At 63.6% G+C, this 15654-nt stretch carries 15 protein-coding genes; 6 read left to right on the forward strand and 9 right to left on the reverse strand.

What is annotated here, in order from left to right:
• Positions 1 to 5: 5 nt before the first annotated feature.
• Positions 6 to 881, reverse strand: coding sequence for a glycosyltransferase family 2 protein (locus AC5RV1_RS10945; protein ID WP_493994530.1), 876 nt, complete (start codon positions 879 to 881; stop codon positions 6 to 8).
• A gap of 111 nt (positions 882 to 992) precedes the next feature.
• Positions 993 to 1862, reverse strand: coding sequence for a hypothetical protein (locus AC5RV1_RS10950; RefSeq protein ID WP_493945577.1), 870 nt, complete (start codon positions 1860 to 1862; stop codon positions 993 to 995).
• 155 nt (positions 1863 to 2017) lie between these two features.
• Between AC5RV1_RS10950 and AC5RV1_RS10955 the strand changes: the two genes are divergently transcribed.
• The 3 genes from AC5RV1_RS10955 (at position 2018) to AC5RV1_RS10965 (ending at position 4506) form a co-directional block, all read left to right on the forward strand.
• Positions 2018 to 2563 (forward strand): peptidylprolyl isomerase, encoded by a 546-nt coding sequence (locus AC5RV1_RS10955; protein ID WP_163164953.1) that lies wholly within the window; start codon positions 2018 to 2020, stop codon positions 2561 to 2563.
• A gap of 9 nt (positions 2564 to 2572) precedes the next feature.
• Positions 2573 to 3451 (forward strand): rhomboid family intramembrane serine protease, encoded by an 879-nt coding sequence (locus AC5RV1_RS10960; RefSeq protein ID WP_493994531.1) that lies wholly within the window; start codon positions 2573 to 2575, stop codon positions 3449 to 3451.
• Between the two features lie 587 nt (positions 3452 to 4038).
• Entirely contained in the window at positions 4039 to 4506 is a 468-nt protein-coding gene (locus AC5RV1_RS10965; RefSeq protein ID WP_493994532.1) for a carboxymuconolactone decarboxylase family protein, read from the forward strand.
• Between the two features lie 180 nt (positions 4507 to 4686).
• Here AC5RV1_RS10965 and AC5RV1_RS10970 read toward each other — a convergent pair whose 3' ends face one another.
• A complete protein-coding gene (locus tag AC5RV1_RS10970; RefSeq protein ID WP_493994533.1) occupies positions 4687 to 5367 on the reverse strand; it encodes a DNA-3-methyladenine glycosylase I in 681 nt (226 codons plus the stop codon).
• Positions 5355 to 5606 (reverse strand): cell division protein CrgA, encoded by a 252-nt coding sequence (locus AC5RV1_RS10975; protein WP_163164945.1) that lies wholly within the window; start codon positions 5604 to 5606, stop codon positions 5355 to 5357. The genes AC5RV1_RS10970 and AC5RV1_RS10975 overlap by 13 nt, the downstream gene beginning before the upstream one ends.
• A 173-nt stretch (positions 5607 to 5779) precedes the next feature.
• Between AC5RV1_RS10975 and AC5RV1_RS10980 the strand changes: the two genes are divergently transcribed.
• Genes AC5RV1_RS10980 through AC5RV1_RS10990 form a run of 3 tightly spaced genes read left to right on the forward strand, consistent with a single transcriptional unit; the run spans position 5780 to position 7369 of the window.
• Positions 5780 to 6559, forward strand: coding sequence for a class E sortase (locus tag AC5RV1_RS10980; RefSeq protein ID WP_493994534.1), 780 nt, complete (start codon positions 5780 to 5782; stop codon positions 6557 to 6559).
• Positions 6560 to 6561: 2 nt separating this feature from the next.
• Positions 6562 to 6720, forward strand: coding sequence for a hypothetical protein (locus tag AC5RV1_RS10985; RefSeq protein WP_493994535.1), 159 nt, complete (start codon positions 6562 to 6564; stop codon positions 6718 to 6720).
• A gap of 7 nt (positions 6721 to 6727) precedes the next feature.
• Positions 6728 to 7369 carry an aminodeoxychorismate/anthranilate synthase component II gene (locus AC5RV1_RS10990; protein WP_163164941.1) on the forward strand — a complete coding sequence of 214 codons (642 nt, stop codon included), beginning with the start codon at positions 6728 to 6730 and terminating at the stop codon, positions 7367 to 7369.
• Between the two features lie 18 nt (positions 7370 to 7387).
• Here AC5RV1_RS10990 and pknB read toward each other — a convergent pair whose 3' ends face one another.
• Genes pknB through AC5RV1_RS11015 form a run of 5 tightly spaced genes read right to left on the reverse strand, consistent with a single transcriptional unit; the run spans position 7388 to position 15652 of the window.
• Positions 7388 to 9334 carry a Stk1 family PASTA domain-containing Ser/Thr kinase gene (gene pknB, locus AC5RV1_RS10995; RefSeq protein WP_493994536.1) on the reverse strand — a complete coding sequence of 649 codons (1947 nt, stop codon included), beginning with the start codon at positions 9332 to 9334 and terminating at the stop codon, positions 7388 to 7390.
• Between the two features lie 15 nt (positions 9335 to 9349).
• On the reverse strand, positions 9350 to 11086 hold the full coding sequence (locus tag AC5RV1_RS11000) for a serine/threonine-protein kinase (protein WP_493994537.1): 1737 nt from the start codon (positions 11084 to 11086) through the stop codon (positions 9350 to 9352).
• A complete protein-coding gene (locus AC5RV1_RS11005; protein ID WP_493994538.1) occupies positions 11083 to 12543 on the reverse strand; it encodes a peptidoglycan D,D-transpeptidase FtsI family protein in 1461 nt (486 codons plus the stop codon). Before AC5RV1_RS11005 ends, AC5RV1_RS11000 begins: the two co-directional genes overlap by 4 nt.
• The gene (locus AC5RV1_RS11010; protein WP_163164933.1) at positions 12540 to 13937 is read right to left on the reverse strand and encodes an FtsW/RodA/SpoVE family cell cycle protein; all 1398 of its coding nucleotides are present in this window, start codon (positions 13935 to 13937) and stop codon (positions 12540 to 12542) included. The genes AC5RV1_RS11005 and AC5RV1_RS11010 overlap by 4 nt, the downstream gene beginning before the upstream one ends.
• The gene (locus AC5RV1_RS11015) at positions 13934 to 15652 is read right to left on the reverse strand and encodes a PP2C family protein-serine/threonine phosphatase (protein ID WP_493994539.1); all 1719 of its coding nucleotides are present in this window, start codon (positions 15650 to 15652) and stop codon (positions 13934 to 13936) included. The genes AC5RV1_RS11010 and AC5RV1_RS11015 overlap by 4 nt, the downstream gene beginning before the upstream one ends.
• Positions 15653 to 15654: the final 2 nt, after the last annotated feature.

Here is a 15654-nt window from a genome sequence, read left to right on the forward strand (position 1 = left end):
GGATCCTACTGGCCGCCGCGGCGGACGGGCTGGGCCGTATTGACCGTGTGGATGGCCCGGAGGAGTTTGGCCGGGAAATACACCGAGAAGAACACCACCATGGGCGCTTTGAGCGCCATCTTCTTGACGTTGTGTGCCTTGTAGGTACGGTCAAACCGGGTGACGTAGAAGCGGTAGTCCCGCGGTGAGTCCTCCAGCCGGCGGGCCGACATGCCGGAAACCATCTGCGGACAGTAACTGATCTTCAGGTCGTGGTCCGCCAGGTGCAGGGAAAGATCGATGTCCTCATGCATCTCGTCCTTCTCGTCACGGCAGGTCTCGGACCGGATGATTTGCCAGGCTGAGGAACGCAGTGCCATGTTGGACCCGAAAAGGAAGTGGTACTGGTGTTTGGCCAGCTTCAGCATGAGCTGGCGCATCTTGTCGTCGGCTTTCAGGCCGAAGCGGCGCATAGGCATGTCGTAATAGACGACGGGACCGGTGGCCGCCTGGACGGATTCGTCCAGGAAGGCCCGCTGCACCTGTTCCACCCAGTCCGGCTCCACCACGGAGTCCGCGTCAATACGGCCCAGGATGTCACCGCTGGCGTTGTCCAGGCCGTAGTTCCGTGTGGGAATGAGGCCCTGTTCCTTGTCCTGGCTCAGCAGGACGATGGGGCTTTCCGGATATTCGAGCTGCATCTGGCGCACAATGTCCGCGGTCCGGTCCTTTGACAGGTTGTCCACCACGATGATCTCGTGGGCCGGGACGGATTGGTAAATGGCAGCAATAAGGCACTGCCGGATCACGCTCTCCTCGTTGTATGCCGGGATAACGATTGACACGCGGGGCAGTTCTGCTGCGTCGTTCAAGGCATCCTCAGAGGATTGATCGGCTGACATCAGTCCAAATCTAGCATCGATCAGATGCGCCTCCCGGGAGGGCGGCTGTGCCCGGAGACGAATGAGGGGCCCCGCCCCAAAGGCAGGACCCCTCACCGGACATCCGGACTGCTAGGACTGGATGGAGCCCTTGTCCGCACCGCTGCTGCTGGAAACGTCCTCAGCCACGTGCTTTGCCTTCTCCGCGGCGTCTCCCGCCGAGTCCTTGGCAGCCTCGGCCACCTCGGAGGCGGAGCCGGTGGTTGCTTCCGGGACCTCGTTCACTGTGGTGGCAGGAACCGGCGCGGGCGTGCCTGTTCCTGTAACAGGCGAGGGCGTCTTCCACGGATCCTCGACCGGCTTGGAGGCTTTCCAGGCTGCCACGCCCGCGGCAACCGCCGCGGCGATGACACCGAAGACCAGCCAACCGCGCTTCTTCGGTACCTCGGGCTCCGCGAGCTGAACGGGTGCCGTGCGGCCGGCTTGGGTGGCCGCAGCCTTAAGCTGCGTTCCGGTGGCCAATGCCTGCTCCTGGAGGGCGTGGATGATTCCCACGTCGCCAAGCTTCTGGGCAACGGCGTCCACGCGGGCGGGCGTGTTTTCCAGCGTCCGGTGCACAACGCTGGATGCGGAACCGATCTGGTCTGACAAGCGGGGCAGGTATTCCACCACCACGCGGTCACGGGCATTGAGGATGACAGGCGTGGCCTTGTCCAGGGCCTCATGCAGCCGCGGCGAAGCGCCGTCCACAGCATCGTTAATCCGCGGAGCGAGCTGGGCCAGGCCGTCCTGGATGCGGGGCGTCACCACGGCTACTCCGTCCGCCGCCCTGTGGGCCGCGGTCTTCAGGCCTTCCTGAATCTTGGGAGATGCGGTATCCAGGCTGTGCTGCAGACGGTCCACGGCTGCTTCCACGCGGGGGGATGCCCAATCCTTGGCATTTTCCATGGCGCCGATGACTGACAGCTCAAGGTCACGGGCAATACGATCCGATTTCTTCACAACTACCTCCCGAATTAATGTGACGGTCTGTGGTTAGCCTACGTGCCTTGGTCTTCACCGGCTATTCTCTCTGCGGATTTTAGGCCGATTTCACCCAGCGCGGAACTGATGCAACAGCCATCACCACCCCGGACCGCCGTGGAAGAATAAGCCCTATGACTGCAATCGCAACCGCAAAAGCAACCATCCACACCAGCCTTGGCGACATCGTCGTCAACCTCTTCGGCAACCACGCGCCGAAGACGGTCAAGAACTTCGTTGGCCTCGCCACCGGCGAGCAGACGTGGACCCACCCGGAGACGGGCGAGGAGAAGACCGGCACGCCGCTGTACAACGGCACCATCTTCCACCGCATCATCAAGGACTTCATGATCCAGGCCGGCGATCCCCTTGGCCGCGGCACCGGCGGACCGGGCTACCGGTTCGACGACGAGATCCACCCCGAGCTCAGTTTCAACCAGCCCTACAAGCTGGCCATGGCCAACGCCGGGATCCAGATGGGCAAGGGCACTAACGGTTCACAGTTCTTCATCACCACCATCCCCACCGACTGGCTCCAGGGCAAGCACAGCATCTTCGGTGAAGTGGCCGACGACGAATCCAAGAAGGTTGTGGACGCCATCGAGGGCGTTCGCACCGGCATGGGCGACCGCCCGGTGGAGGACGTCACCATCAACAGCATCGACATCGAACAGCTGTAATCCCCACCCATGAGTTACGGAATTCCGTCGGCTGAGCCGTCCGCACAGGTTCCGGTGTGCCCGCGGCATCCGGACCGGCCATCCTATGTCCGCTGCCAGCGGTGCGGGCGGCCGGCGTGCCCTGACTGCCAGCGGGCGGCCGCCGTCGGATTCCAATGCATTGACTGCGTCAACGAGACAAGGCGGACGACGCCGCAGGTCCGGACGGTTTACGGCGGCGCCGTGGCGTCGGGCAAACCAGTGGTGACGTACGGGATTATTGCCCTTTGTGCGGTGATGTACGTGCTCCAATGGGTGGTTCCCGGCCAGGTGGTCTACGAGCAGTTCGCCTACAACAACGTCTTTGCTACCCCTGAATACGGGGCGTTTGAGCCATGGCGGATGCTGACCGCAGCTTTCCTGCACTCGCCGGATTCCGTCCTGCACATCGCCCTGAACATGTACACACTGTGGATCTTCGGCCAGGCCCTCGAGCCACTCCTGGGGCGTGCCCGCTTCCTGGCGCTGTACCTGATCTCGGCCGTGGGCGGCTCCGTTGGATACCTGCTCCTGAATCCGGTGCTGGTACCCGGACAAGGGTTGGTGGGAGTTGTGGGCGCTTCAGGCGCCATTTTCGGCCTCTTCGGCGCCATGCTGCTGGTGCAGCGGCACCGTGGCGGGGACACCCGCCAATTGTGGGTGCTGATTGCCATCAACGGGGTGATTGGATTCCTCATCCCCCAGATCGCATGGCAGGCGCACTTGGGTGGCCTGGTAACGGGTGCCCTTTGCGCGGCAGTCCTTGCCTACACTCCCCGCGGACGGCGGCAGGGCCTCATCCAGGCAGCAGGCCTGGTCGCGGTCCTGGTACTGCTGGCCGTTGCCAGCTGGATGAAAATCTCGATGTAAGCCCAAAGGCGTGCAGCCTGAAGGGCTGACGCCGTCCCGTTCTCACAGAGGGCCCCGACATTACCAATGTCGGGGCCCTTTTCTTATCCACAGGACTTATCCACAGTGTTGGTAACTTACACGTCTGTAGTTCGATTGGGGAAAGCAGTTTTTCCGCCAGTCCGCGGCGCTTTGTGAAAGCAGCACGGCTCCCCATCCACATCTGTGGATAACTCTTGGGGATAGTGCTGTGCTTAAGTGGACAAAAGCCGTAAAAAGCTGAGGTCTGTGGATAAAACAGTGGAAGACGGCCCGTATCGGCAGCACATGAGGCTTAGAGGGGCTTCTTTCAACAGCCTTTTGCACAGTGTTAATAAGTAACAGCGGTGTAATCGTGTTGCCGTAAATGCCCGGACTGCGGCCCGTAAGGAGTGACGATCCGCTTGCAGCTTCCGCAGTTTCCACAGTTGTGGATAACTTGTGGGTATCGCAATGTTGGTAAGTGGACAACCCCGCCGGGGTAGTTGAAGCTAGGTTCCAGTCCGCAGTTTCACCGCAGGTTGCCGCCACTTGTGGGCCTGCATTGCCGTCCGACCCAGGAGAATCTCTTGAGCGCCACCACGCAGCACATCTTCCTCGACAAGCAACATCCCGTCCTCTGGCGGGCACTGAACGGGCTGGGGCTCAAAGTGCGGGAGGCCGCAGAGGCAGCAGGGCTGGACGGGAAGACAGTGGAGCTCCTGCACGTCCGGATATCGCAGCTCAACGGCTGCGCTTACTGCCTGGACCTGCACGTCAGGGACGCGCTGAAGGCGGGTGAGAGCGGACAGCGCCTGGCGGTGCTCCCTGCCTGGCGTGATACGGCCCTCTTCACCGAGAAGGAACGGGCTGCCCTTGCATTGGCCGAAAATATCACGGAGTTACCGGACCACCATGCGCAGGCCCACGAGGAAGCGTTCGCCCGCGAGCATCTCACGGACGAGGAATTCTCAATCGTCAGTTGGCTGGCGATCACCATGAACGCCTTCAATCGGATATCCATCACCAGCCACCACCCCGTCCGCCGCGACCGCTGAAGCAAGGCGGACGCGCGGGTCGGTTTATCCACAGGTCTTCCACACTGTTAATAACCGCATCCGGATGGCATGATTGGTGTTTTCACGCTGCCGGGCGGTCCAACAGCCTGCATTCTTCCGGTGCTCCCAGGTTTTCAACAGTGTGGATAACTTTCCCAACAGTTGGGGAAAACCGGGGAATCAGGCGCGTGGCCGCGGCCAGATTCCTGAGGATCCACGGCGGTGGCTGTCCAGCAGGTGCGTATCCACCATGCCGATGGCTTCCATGAGGGCAAACATGGTGGTGGGACCAACGAAGGAGAATCCCTTTTTCCGCAATGCCTTGGAGAGGGCCACGGACTCCGGGGACTGGGTGGGGATATCGGTGTGGACTGCAGGGCGGGGGGTGTCTGTTGGTTTGAACTGCCAAACAAAGTCCACGAGGCCGCCTTCCTGGCGCAGCGCGAGTGTGGCCTGTGCATTTGCCACAGCAGACCGGATTTTCAACCGGTTCCGGACGATGCCGGGATCCTGCAGCAGCCGATCGATGTCCCCCTCGGTGAACAGCGCTACCGCGTCCGGGTTGAAGCCTGCAAAGGCGGCCCGGAACGCAGGGCGCTTCCGGAGGATGGTGGCCCAGGAAAGTCCTGCTTGAAAACCCTCCAGGCAGATGCGCTCGTAGAGCCCCTGTTCGTCGGTGACAGGAAGGCCCCACTCATTGTCGTAATAGTCGCGGAGGAGTGGGTCAGTGGACGCCCACGCCGGCCGGGCGAGGCCGTCCTCGCCGACGACTGCACCGCCGTGAGCAGGCCGTCCAGAGGCTGGATCGCGGCTATCCGTTGTGCCGACGGCTGGACCGCCGTCAGGAACTATGAGCGCCACCGGGTGGTCATGAGGAAGCCGATGATCGCGATGCCGAAGCCGGCCACGATGTTCCACGATTCCCACGCCGCAACCGGCAGCTGGCCCTCGCTGATGTAGAACGTGATAATCCAGAAGAGGCCGATGATCATCAGGCCGAACATGACCGGCTTAAACCAGACGGGGTTGGGCTTGTAGGCCTGCGACGAAGCCTGCTGGGGGGTGCTGGCGGTCTTCTTGCGAGGCTTTGACTCGGGCACGGGTTCTCCTTGGCGGGCTGAGGCAAGCTCGGCGTTCCGGGCTTGATATCCTGCAAGAAGGAAGTTGCCAGCGGTCTGCGCGATCTTGGTCAAATCTGGATTCTTACTAGCAGCCAATTCTAGCCGTAGTCATGGGTCACCAATGCCCATCGCAACCGCCGGGAGGAGAACCCGTGGTACTGCAGGAGAAGGCGAGGCCCGTTGCTGCGCCCGCTGCCGGCGTCGTCATTCTGCGCGGGGCAGTCCTGGTGGTGGGTGAGCTGCTGATTACAGCCGGGATCATCCTTCTTCTTTTTGTTGCCTGGCAGCTGTGGTGGACCAACGTGGAGTCCGACGCCAAGCAGAGCGAAGTCATCAAGGAGTTTGCACAGGACCTCGGTGCTGCCGCTCCAGCCGCCCCGGACGCGCCGGCAGCCCCTGAAGATTTCGGGCCGCCGGCGGTTTCGGCAGCGCCCGGCCACGCCGGCACCATCGGGATCATGTACATTCCCCGGTTCGGCGAGAACTACACGCGGCCCATCGTCCAGGGGACCACCAGTGAAGTACTGGACACGCTCGGGTTGGGGCACTACACCAACACGGCCATGCCGGGAGCGGTTGGCAATTTCGCTGTTGCGGGGCACCGCCAGACCCATGGTGCGGTCTTGGACAACATTCACACCCTGGTTCCCGGGGACAAGATCTATGTCCAGACCAAGGACGGATACTACGTGTATGTCTTCCGCAACAACCAGATCGTGATGCCGTCACGAACGGACGTCCTGGAACCTGTGCCCACTCTGCCGGGCGTCACCCCCACGGAAAGCTTCCTCACCATGACCAGCTGCAACCCCCGCTTCGGGGCGGAAGAACGCATTATCGCCTATGCCCTGCTGGACAGCTGGCGCCCTGCATCAGCCGGTCCGCCTGCTGAAATCGCACGCCAGGTAGCCGCAGCGATCGGAAAGGGCTGAGCATGTACGGCTGGATCTTCCGCCATCTTCCCGGGCCTTTGTGGCTGCGGATCGCCACCTCGCTGGTGCTGATCGCCGCCGCACTGGTATTGATGGTTCAGTTCGTTTTCCCGTGGATGTCCGAGTACACCCAATTCACCGACTCAACGATTGGTTCGTAAGCCAGCCATGACCACAACCAAGATCCTCGTGGTGGATAACTACGACAGCTTCGTCTACACCCTGGTGGGCTACCTCCAGGAGCTTGGCGCCGAGACCACGGTGGTCCGCAACGACGACGTCACCCTGGCGGAGGCCACCGAACTGGCCGGCACCCGCGACGGCGTGTTGATCTCTCCCGGCCCGGGGAACCCTGCTGAAGCGGGGGTCTGCATCGAACTCATCAAATGGTGTGGCGAGAACAGCGTGCCTATGTTCGGCGTTTGCCTGGGACACCAGGCGCTGGCGGAGGCATTCGGGGGCAAGGTGACCCATGCCCCGGAACTTATGCACGGGAAGACCTCCCTGGTGGAACACATCGGAACCAGTGTCTTTTCGGGACTCCCCTCCCCCGTCACAGCCACCCGCTACCACTCCCTCGCTGCGGTGCGGGACACGCTTCCCGATGTCCTTGAAGTGACTGCGGAAACCGCGTCAGGCGTGGTGATGGGGCTCCAGCACCGGACCGCACCCCTGTGCGGTGTGCAGTTCCACCCGGAATCCGTGCTGACTGAGGGCGGCTACCAGATGCTGGGGAACTGGCTCGAGTCCCTGGGCATGAAGGGCGCGGCTGCGCGGGCAGCCAAGCTGAGCCCGCTCATCCAGCACTGACCTGTTGCGGCCTGCCGTTCAGTCGTCATCCTTTTTGGTGGATGTCGGCGTGGGCGTTGGGGTCGGAGAGGGGCTTGGCGGCGGAGGCGGCGCCTTGGCAACCACGATGGTGACAGTCTTGCCCTGCTCCACCGCGGCGTTAACGGCGTCGCTCTGATCCGTGACCCTGCCTGGTTCCACCTGCGCGTTCTCCGCCTCAACCACAGCGGGTACCAGGCCCAGTTCCTTCAAAGCCGCTTCTGCTTCTGCCCGGGTCCGTCCGCGGAGTTCGGGGACTGCGACCTTGCCCGTGGACACCACCAGCTCAACGCTCGTGCCCACGCCAACGCTCTGTCCCGGGGCGGGGCTGGTGGTGATCACGATACCTGCCGGGACTGTGGCGCTGTTGGCGGTGGTGGTTGAGGGAGCGCCCACCAAACCGATTTGGCGAAGCATGTCCCGGGCGGCAGCTTCAGTCTTGCCCGGCAGGCTGTCTGGAATCTTGACCGCGCTGGGCCCGTCGGAGATATTCAGGACCACCTCGGCTCCCGGATCCACGGCGACGCCGGACGCAGGATCCGTTCCGATGGCGGTGCCCTTGGGCACCGTGTCATGTTGTGCGCGGACAATTCTGGGCTCGAGGTCCGCGCCGTAGAGCTCCTGCAGGGCAGCAGACTCAGTCATCGCCGCTACCGCCGGAATCGAAACCTTCGGCGGCGGCGGTGCCGGGCGGTTGACAATGTTGTACAACCACAGTCCGCCGCCAGCCAGGACGAGGACGGTGAAGATCACCAGGGTTGTGATCCAGGCACGACGCCGGGACTTTTGCCGTGCGGTCCGCTCGCGTTCCGGAGGGAGGCCGAGAAACAACTCATCCCGTGTGGAAGGTTCGTAAGCACCAGGACCGGGGCTGCCGCCGTCGTCCGCCGGTGTGCTGATGGCAGCGAGCCGTCCCGTAGGTGCGTCATCCAGGAAGCCCGCGCCCGTAACCGCAAAGGCTTCAGTGGCAGGGGAAGAGGACGAAGGTGGGACATGGTCGTTGGGATCGGTGGGCGCCTCAGAGGGCGATGCCGCCGCAACAGGAATACCGGCCCTGGCGGCGCGCAGGGCACGCTGGAACGCTGCGGCATCCTGGAACCTGTCGTCGCGGTTCTTCTGCAGTGCCTTGGCCAGCACGGTGTCCAGTGCAGGCGATATTTCCGGGTTCAGGCTGCTCGCCGGTGCAGGAATTTCACGCACGTGCTGGTATGCCACCGACACGGGACTGTCGCCAACGAACGGCGGGCGCGAGGTGAGCATTTCGTACAGGAGGCAGGCGGCGGAGTAGAGGTCGCTGCGCGCATCCACCGTTTCACCGCGGGCCTGCTCAGGTGACAAGTACTGGGCGGTGCCCACCACGGCCTGCGTCTGGGTCATGGTGGCCGAGGAATCGGCAATGGCACGGGCGATGCCGAAGTCCATGACCTTCACAGAGTCGCTGCCGTCGCAGTACATCACGTTGGCCGGCTTGATGTCCCGGTGCACGATCCCCGCCTTGTGGCTGTACTCGAGGGCTCCGAGTACGCCCAGGCAGTAGTCGATCGCCTGGTCGATAGTGACGTCATTGGCCCGGATAAGATCCCGGATGGTCTTGCCCTCAACGAACTCCATCACGATGTACGGCACGCGGACGTTGTCATCCGAACCGTCGTGGACGAGGTGCTCGCCCGTATCGTAGATAGCCACAATGGACGGGTGGTTCAGCGCAGCAACAGCCTGCGCTTCGCGCTTGAAGCGCGCCTGGAACTGGGGATCGCGTGCAAGATCCGCGCGCAGCAGTTTGATGGCTACGGTGCGTCCGAGCCGGGTGTCCAGGCCCCGGTGAACGTCCGCCATTCCTCCCCGGCCAATGAGGTTGCCCACCTCGTACCGTCCGCTGAGGACGCGTTGGCTATCCACCGGAAGGCTGTCCTCCCGGTGCAACGGTGTGCGCGCTGACTCGTTCATTGGCTGTCCTGGCGGTTACGGCTTGCAGGTCGGCGGCAGGCCCGGCAGCGCGCCGGCGGCGCAATCCGGGAGGGGCGACTGTGCTGACTGTGCTGTGGGTGCTGCCGCGGAGGAGGTGGTGGGTGCCTGTGTCGGCGTCGGCGGCGGAGAGGTTGTGGTGGGGGCGGGCGGTGCCACGGCATACGTGATGGTCACCGGCGAACCCACTTCCACCAGACCTGACCGCGACAAGCCAATCACCGAGTTGGGTGCTGAGTTCGCATCAACCTGCGGCTGCACGCTGACGTCAAGGTTAAGGGCGGAAAGCTGCGACTGAACCGTCCGGTAGTCCTTCCCCAGGTAAGCCTCAGGAATGACATTCACGGTTTCCGGCGGCGGGGGCGTGCTCACTGTGGGTGCGGCGCGGGTCTGTGTCGGCGTGGCCGACGGCGTTGTCCGGGTGGGGGTCGCGCTGCTGGGCTGAGTGTTGCTTGAAGGGGCGGTGGAGGTGGGGTCGCTCGACGGAAACAGGATGCCCCGCTGGTTGAGGAAAAAGCCAACCAGCGCGAACAAGAGCAGCAGGATCAGGGCGATCAGCGGCCAGGTCCAGGGGCTGCGGCGGCGGCGTTCGGGCTCATCGGCCGGCTCGTCGTCGTACGTTGTTTCTTCCGGCACCCAATTCCGCTCGGCGGCGAGGGCATTGGCGCGGGCGAGCGTTCCCTGCGGCTCCTCGGCATCCGCAGCCGATCCTGCGGCACCGGCCGCTATTCCTGCCACTGCACCGGCAGCACCGGCACCCAGCACCGGCAACGCAGAGGTTGCCGTGGCGGAAGTGTCACGCTGGGCACCGATCACACCGGTGGGTGCAGTTGTTGTGTCCACCGGTGCCGTGATGGGACCGGTATCGGCGTCAAACAGGAGCATGCCCGGGACTGCGGCGCGGGCGGCGCTGACGTCTCCGTTCCGGATGGCCTCCGCTGCTTCAGCCAGCTTGATGGCGTTAGCGGGCCGGTTCTTGGGATCCTTGGCGAGCATGGACATCAGGAGGGCCCGCACCGGTGTGGGAAGCGACTCCGGCAGTGGCGGCGGCGCATCATTGACCTGGGCGAGGGCGATGGCAATCTGGGACTCGCCGGAGAAGGGCCGGTGCCCGGAGAGGCATTCGTAGCCAATGACACCCAGTGAGTAGATGTCCGAGGAACCGGTGGCCGTCTGGCCGGTGGCCTGCTCCGGCGCCAGATACTGGGCAGTGCCCATCACCTGACCCGTCTGGGTGAGGGGCACCTGGTCGGCAAGGCGGGCGATGCCGAAGTCAGTGACTTTCACGCGTCCATCAGGAGTGATCAGGAGGTTGCCCGGCTTGATGTCGCGGTGCACCAATCCCTGGGCATGCGCAACGGAGAGCGCACGGGCTGTCTGGGCGATGATGGACAGGGTGCGGTCCGGGGACAGCACCTGCTCATGTTCGATAATGCTGCTCAGCGGCTGGCCGGGGACCAGTTCCATGACCAGGTAGGCGGAGCCCTCTTCCTCGCCATAGTCGAAGACGTTGGCGATGCCTACGTGGTTGAGCAGGGCAGTGTGGCGGGCCTCTGCGCGGAAGCGCTGAAGGAAACCGGGGTCCCCCGTGTACTCCTCTTTCAACACCTTGATGGCGACGATGCGGCCCAGGACGAGGTCTTTGGCTTTCCAGACTTCGCCCATGCCGCCGATCGCGATCCGCGTGGTCAGCTGGAATCTGCCGCCGAGGGTGATTCCGGTTGTAGGCCTCACTTATTCAACACCGCCTCAAAAATTCTCTTCGCATTCGGACTGGTTAGCTGTGCGCCGGTAGTGATGTCCACGCCCTCCATGACGATGGTGACACCCACCTGGGGGTTGTTTGCCGGGGCAAAGCCGGTGAACCAGGAGTTGTTCACGCCATTGCCCAACTCTGCAGTTCCGGTTTTGCCTGCCACCTGGACTCCCGGAACTGCTGCCCTGTTGGCGATGCCCTGGCTGACCGCACTGGTCATCCACTCCGTGATCTGGTTGGCGATCTCAGGCGTGGTTGAGGTGCGCAGTTGTTCCGGCTGCGGTTCTTCGATGACACGAAGGTCCGGGGAACGCAGGGTCTTGATCAGGTTGGGCCTCATCTGCACCCCGTCATTGGCGATGGCCGCGGTCATCATGGCCACCTGCAGGGGCGTGGCCCGGACGTCCCGCTGTCCGATGGCTGATTGGGCGAGTCCCGGCGCATCCAAGTCGTCGGGGAAGCCGTTGTCCCGGGCGTAGCCGAGCTTCAGTTGGTCCCCCATGTCCTCGCCGAAGCCGAACTTCCTTGCCTGTTCGGCGATTGCGTCCCGGCCCAGGTCCAAGGCAATGCTGGCGAACGGTGTGTTGCAGGATTGCTGCAGCGCGAACGCGAAGTCCGCCGTGTCCCGGGTGTAGCAGTTGCCGCCTGCATAGTTGGGAAGCTTGTACTGGATGCCGTCGAAGGGCATTTCAGCCGGATTGGGAAGCTCGCTTTCCTTGTTGTATTTGCCTGACGCAAGGGCGGCTGCGGTGTCCACGAGTTTGAAGACGGAACCCGGGGCAAGTAGTTCACCGGTGGGTCCGCTGACGTTCGGGTTCAGGTTGATGCCCGGAACTTTGACGAGGTCGTTGATATTGGCCGACTCTTCGGTGGGATTCTGGGTGGCAACCAGGTTGGGGTTGTAGGAGGGTTTGGACACCATGGCCAGGATTGCGCCGGTCTTGGGGTTGGTGACCACAATGGAACCGCGCTGCCCTTCCGGGATGAGGTCGTAGGCGAGCTGCTGGATCTCCGGATCGATGGTGAGTTCCACCGACGCACCCTTTGGCTGGCTGCCCAGGAAAAGCTGGCCCACCCGGTCCAGGAAGAGCTGGTCCGAATTGCCTGCCAGTTGCTCGCCCATGGCCTGCTCCAGGCCGGTGGCCCCGTAGTTCTGCGAGAAGTACCCGGTGATTCCCGCATACAGCTCCGGCTGCGGGTAGGTCCGCTGGAACGCGCAGGTCTCCGAACCGCTCTCCACTGATTCCGCCACGGGTGATCCGGCCACAACGATCGCACCGCGGTCATTGCAATAGTCCTGCAGGATGGCACGCTGGTTCCACGGGTTGGCCTCAAGCTCTTCGGCGCCAATCACCTGGACGTAGCTGATGGCGCCGAAGATCAGTGCGAACATTGCAATCGCCGCTACCCATGAATGCCGTATCGCCTGGTTCACAGGTGCTTCACCGCCTCGGTAGGAGTATCAATGCCCATGGATTCCGCGCCCTTTGCCGGTGGCAGGGGCGTGGTGTCCACCGGGCCGCGGGCGGTGTGGGAAATCATCAGGAGCAGGCCCACGATGATCCAGTTGGCCAGCAGGGAGGAACCGCCGGCGGCCAGGAAGGGCGTGGTCAGACCGGTCAGCGGAATGAGACGGGTAACGCCGCCAATGACCACGAAGCACTGCAGCGCCACCGCGAATGACAGGCCGCAGGCCAGCAGTTTGCCGAACGCATCGCGGGTGCCCAGGGCCGCCCGGAACCCGCGGGTGAAGAGCAGCAGGTACATCAGGACGATGGCAAAGAGTCCGATCAGGCCAAGTTCCTCGCCGAGGGAGGCGATGATCATGTCGCTGTTGGCGAACGGAACCAGGTCCGGCCGGCCCTGGCCCAGGCCGGTCCCTACGAGGCCGCCGTTGGCCATGCCGAAGAGTCCCTGCACGATCTGGTGGCTTCCACCGGGAGCCCGGTCGTAAACCTCCGGGGTGAAGGCGTTCAGCCAGCCGCTAATACGGAGTTCCACGTGGGAAAAGACCCGCGACGCCGCAAAGCCGCCGCCGAGAATGAGGGCCAGGCCGATCACTACCCAGCTGATACGGCTGGTTGCCACGTAGATCATGACGATGAACAGGCCGAAGAAGAGCACGGAGGAGCCGAGGTCGCGCTGGAAGATGAGCACACCGATGCTCACCAGCCAGGCAGTGATCATGGGGCCCATATCCTTGAACCGCGGAAACTGCAGCGGGCCGATCTTCCGGCCGGCCAGCAGGATCAGGTCCCGGTTCGAGGAAAGATACCCGGCGAAGAATATGGCGAGGGTGATCTTGGCGACTTCACCCGGCTGGAACGTCATGGGCCCAAGCCGGATCCACACGCGGGCACCCAGGATTTCGCCTGCGCTGATGCCGGGAACCAGAGGCAGCACCAGCAACAGGGCACTGGCGGCAAGGGAAATGAAGGTGAACCTGCGGAGGATGCGGTGGTCCTTGAGGAACCAGATGACGGCGATGGCGACTGCCATGGCGATCAGGGTCCACCGGAGCTGGTTGTTGCCGGTATCGTCCCCGGGCGCGTCCAGCCGGTGGATCATGGCCAGGCCGATTCCGTTGAGGGCCACTACCAGGGGAAGTATTACCGGATCTGCATATTTTGCGCGGAACCGAAGCACGCCGTGGAATACCAAGGCAGCGAGGGCAAGCAGGCTGGACTGGAACCAGAAGTCCGAGTCGAACGCCTTCTCCTGGTCCACCCCCACCAGCATGTTGGCCCCAATGCCGACCGCAAGGGCCAGCAGGAGCAACGCAAGTTCCACGTTGCGGCGGGGTTTGGTCGTGGTACTGAGCTGGCTCATTGGCCCACCTCGCAGGTGACTGTGGGACTGGGTGTGGGGGACGGGCCCGCAGGGGTGGCCGAAGCATCAGGCGTCGGTGCGGCGGTAGCAGTGGGCGTGGCCGTGGGGGTGGGCGCGGCCGTTGCGGTGGGGGATGCCGAAGGCGCCACGCACTCGTCTTCAGGTGACGTGCTGCCCGTCAGTTCGAGGTTTTTCACAATCCGCTGGGCGTCGTAGAGGTCCTGGGCAGGTACCGTCTGTCGAACGCGCTGCTGCGAGAACGGCGGTAGGGAATCCATCCGGATCTCGGTTACCGTCTCAAGACTCGAGAGCTGGATCGGTCCCAGGCGCTGGGAAACACCGTTGAAGATGGCAACGCGGGCATCGAACTCGCCGACGTAATAACGGGTTTGGGTCCAGGCGTACCCGAGCCAGAGTCCGATAGTCAGGAGCACCAGGACGGACGCGGCAATGGACCAGGTCAGCCACCGCCGTGGCTTGAGGGCTACGACTGCGTCATCGTCACCGGCTGGGGGTTCCGCCTTGTGCGTGAGGAGGGTGGCGGCGCGCCGCGCAACAGTGCGGCCGGCGATGGTGGGAATGGAACCGGACTCCGCAGCTGTTGCGGCTGCTCCCACAAGTTCGTGCGGGCGTGAGGCCAGTTCGTCACGGAGCACTTCGGCGGAGAGGTGCTCGCCAAGGTGCGGGTCCGTGACTCCCGCTCCCGGAGTATCCGGGCTGCCGCTGTTTTCGGCCGAGGCCGGTTCCACCGGATCCTTAACGGGATCGGAGTTCTTGGCATCATTGGCGGCAGGAGGTTTTGCCGGGTTGACGGCGGCGGGCTTGGGGCTGTCTACCGCATCCGGTGCCCCGGCTGCCACGGAACTGGCGCTCTTCGCCACGGCAGCGGCTTTGGTGACTTCGTGGGAGGGAATGACGTCGACGGCGGCAGTACTGACGTCGTCGGGCGTTTCCTCAACGATTTCCACCATAACAACGGTGACGTTGTCCGGGGAGCCGGCCTCGAGGGTGAGGTCCACAAGGGTCTCCACACACTCGCGCAGGTCCTTGGTCTCGCGGACGGTCCGTTCAACTGCATGTCCGGCAACGTAGTTGAGGCCGTCCGAACAGAGGAGCCAGCGTTCCCCGGGTTTCACGTCCAGGCTGTCAAGGTCCAGTTCAGGGCTGGCATCGACGTCACCCAGGACACGCATCAGAACGTTTTTGTGCGGGTGGGTTTCGGCTTCCTCGGGCCGGAGCCGGCCTTCGTCGATCAGCCGCTGCACAAAAGTGTGGTCAACACTTACCTGCTCAAACTCGCCGTCACGCAGGCGATACGCCCGGGAATCACCGATGTGCGCAAAGTGCAGCTTCCCCTCGGCAAGCAGGAGCGCCGTGACGGTGGTTCCCATCCCGGCCAGCTTGGGGTTGACATGCACAAGCTCGGACAGCAGGGAGTTTGCGGTCTGGATCTCATCGGCCAGCGTGGTGGCGGCATCGCCGGCGTAATCACCCCGGTCCAGGTGGATCATGTCAAGAACAGTGGCGGCCGAAGCGACGTCGCCGCCGGCGTGCCCGCCCATTCCGTCCGCGACTACGGCCAGGTGGCGTCCCGCGTAAGCGGAATCGTCGTTTTTCGAGCGGATTTTTCCGACGTCGGACCTCGCCGCGAAGCGCATGATGAGGGGCCGCTCCACCGGCTTGGGGCCGGGTGCGGGGCTTTCCGGGGCGGCCACGG

The organism is Arthrobacter sp. Hb9-2 (assembly GCF_059091165.1).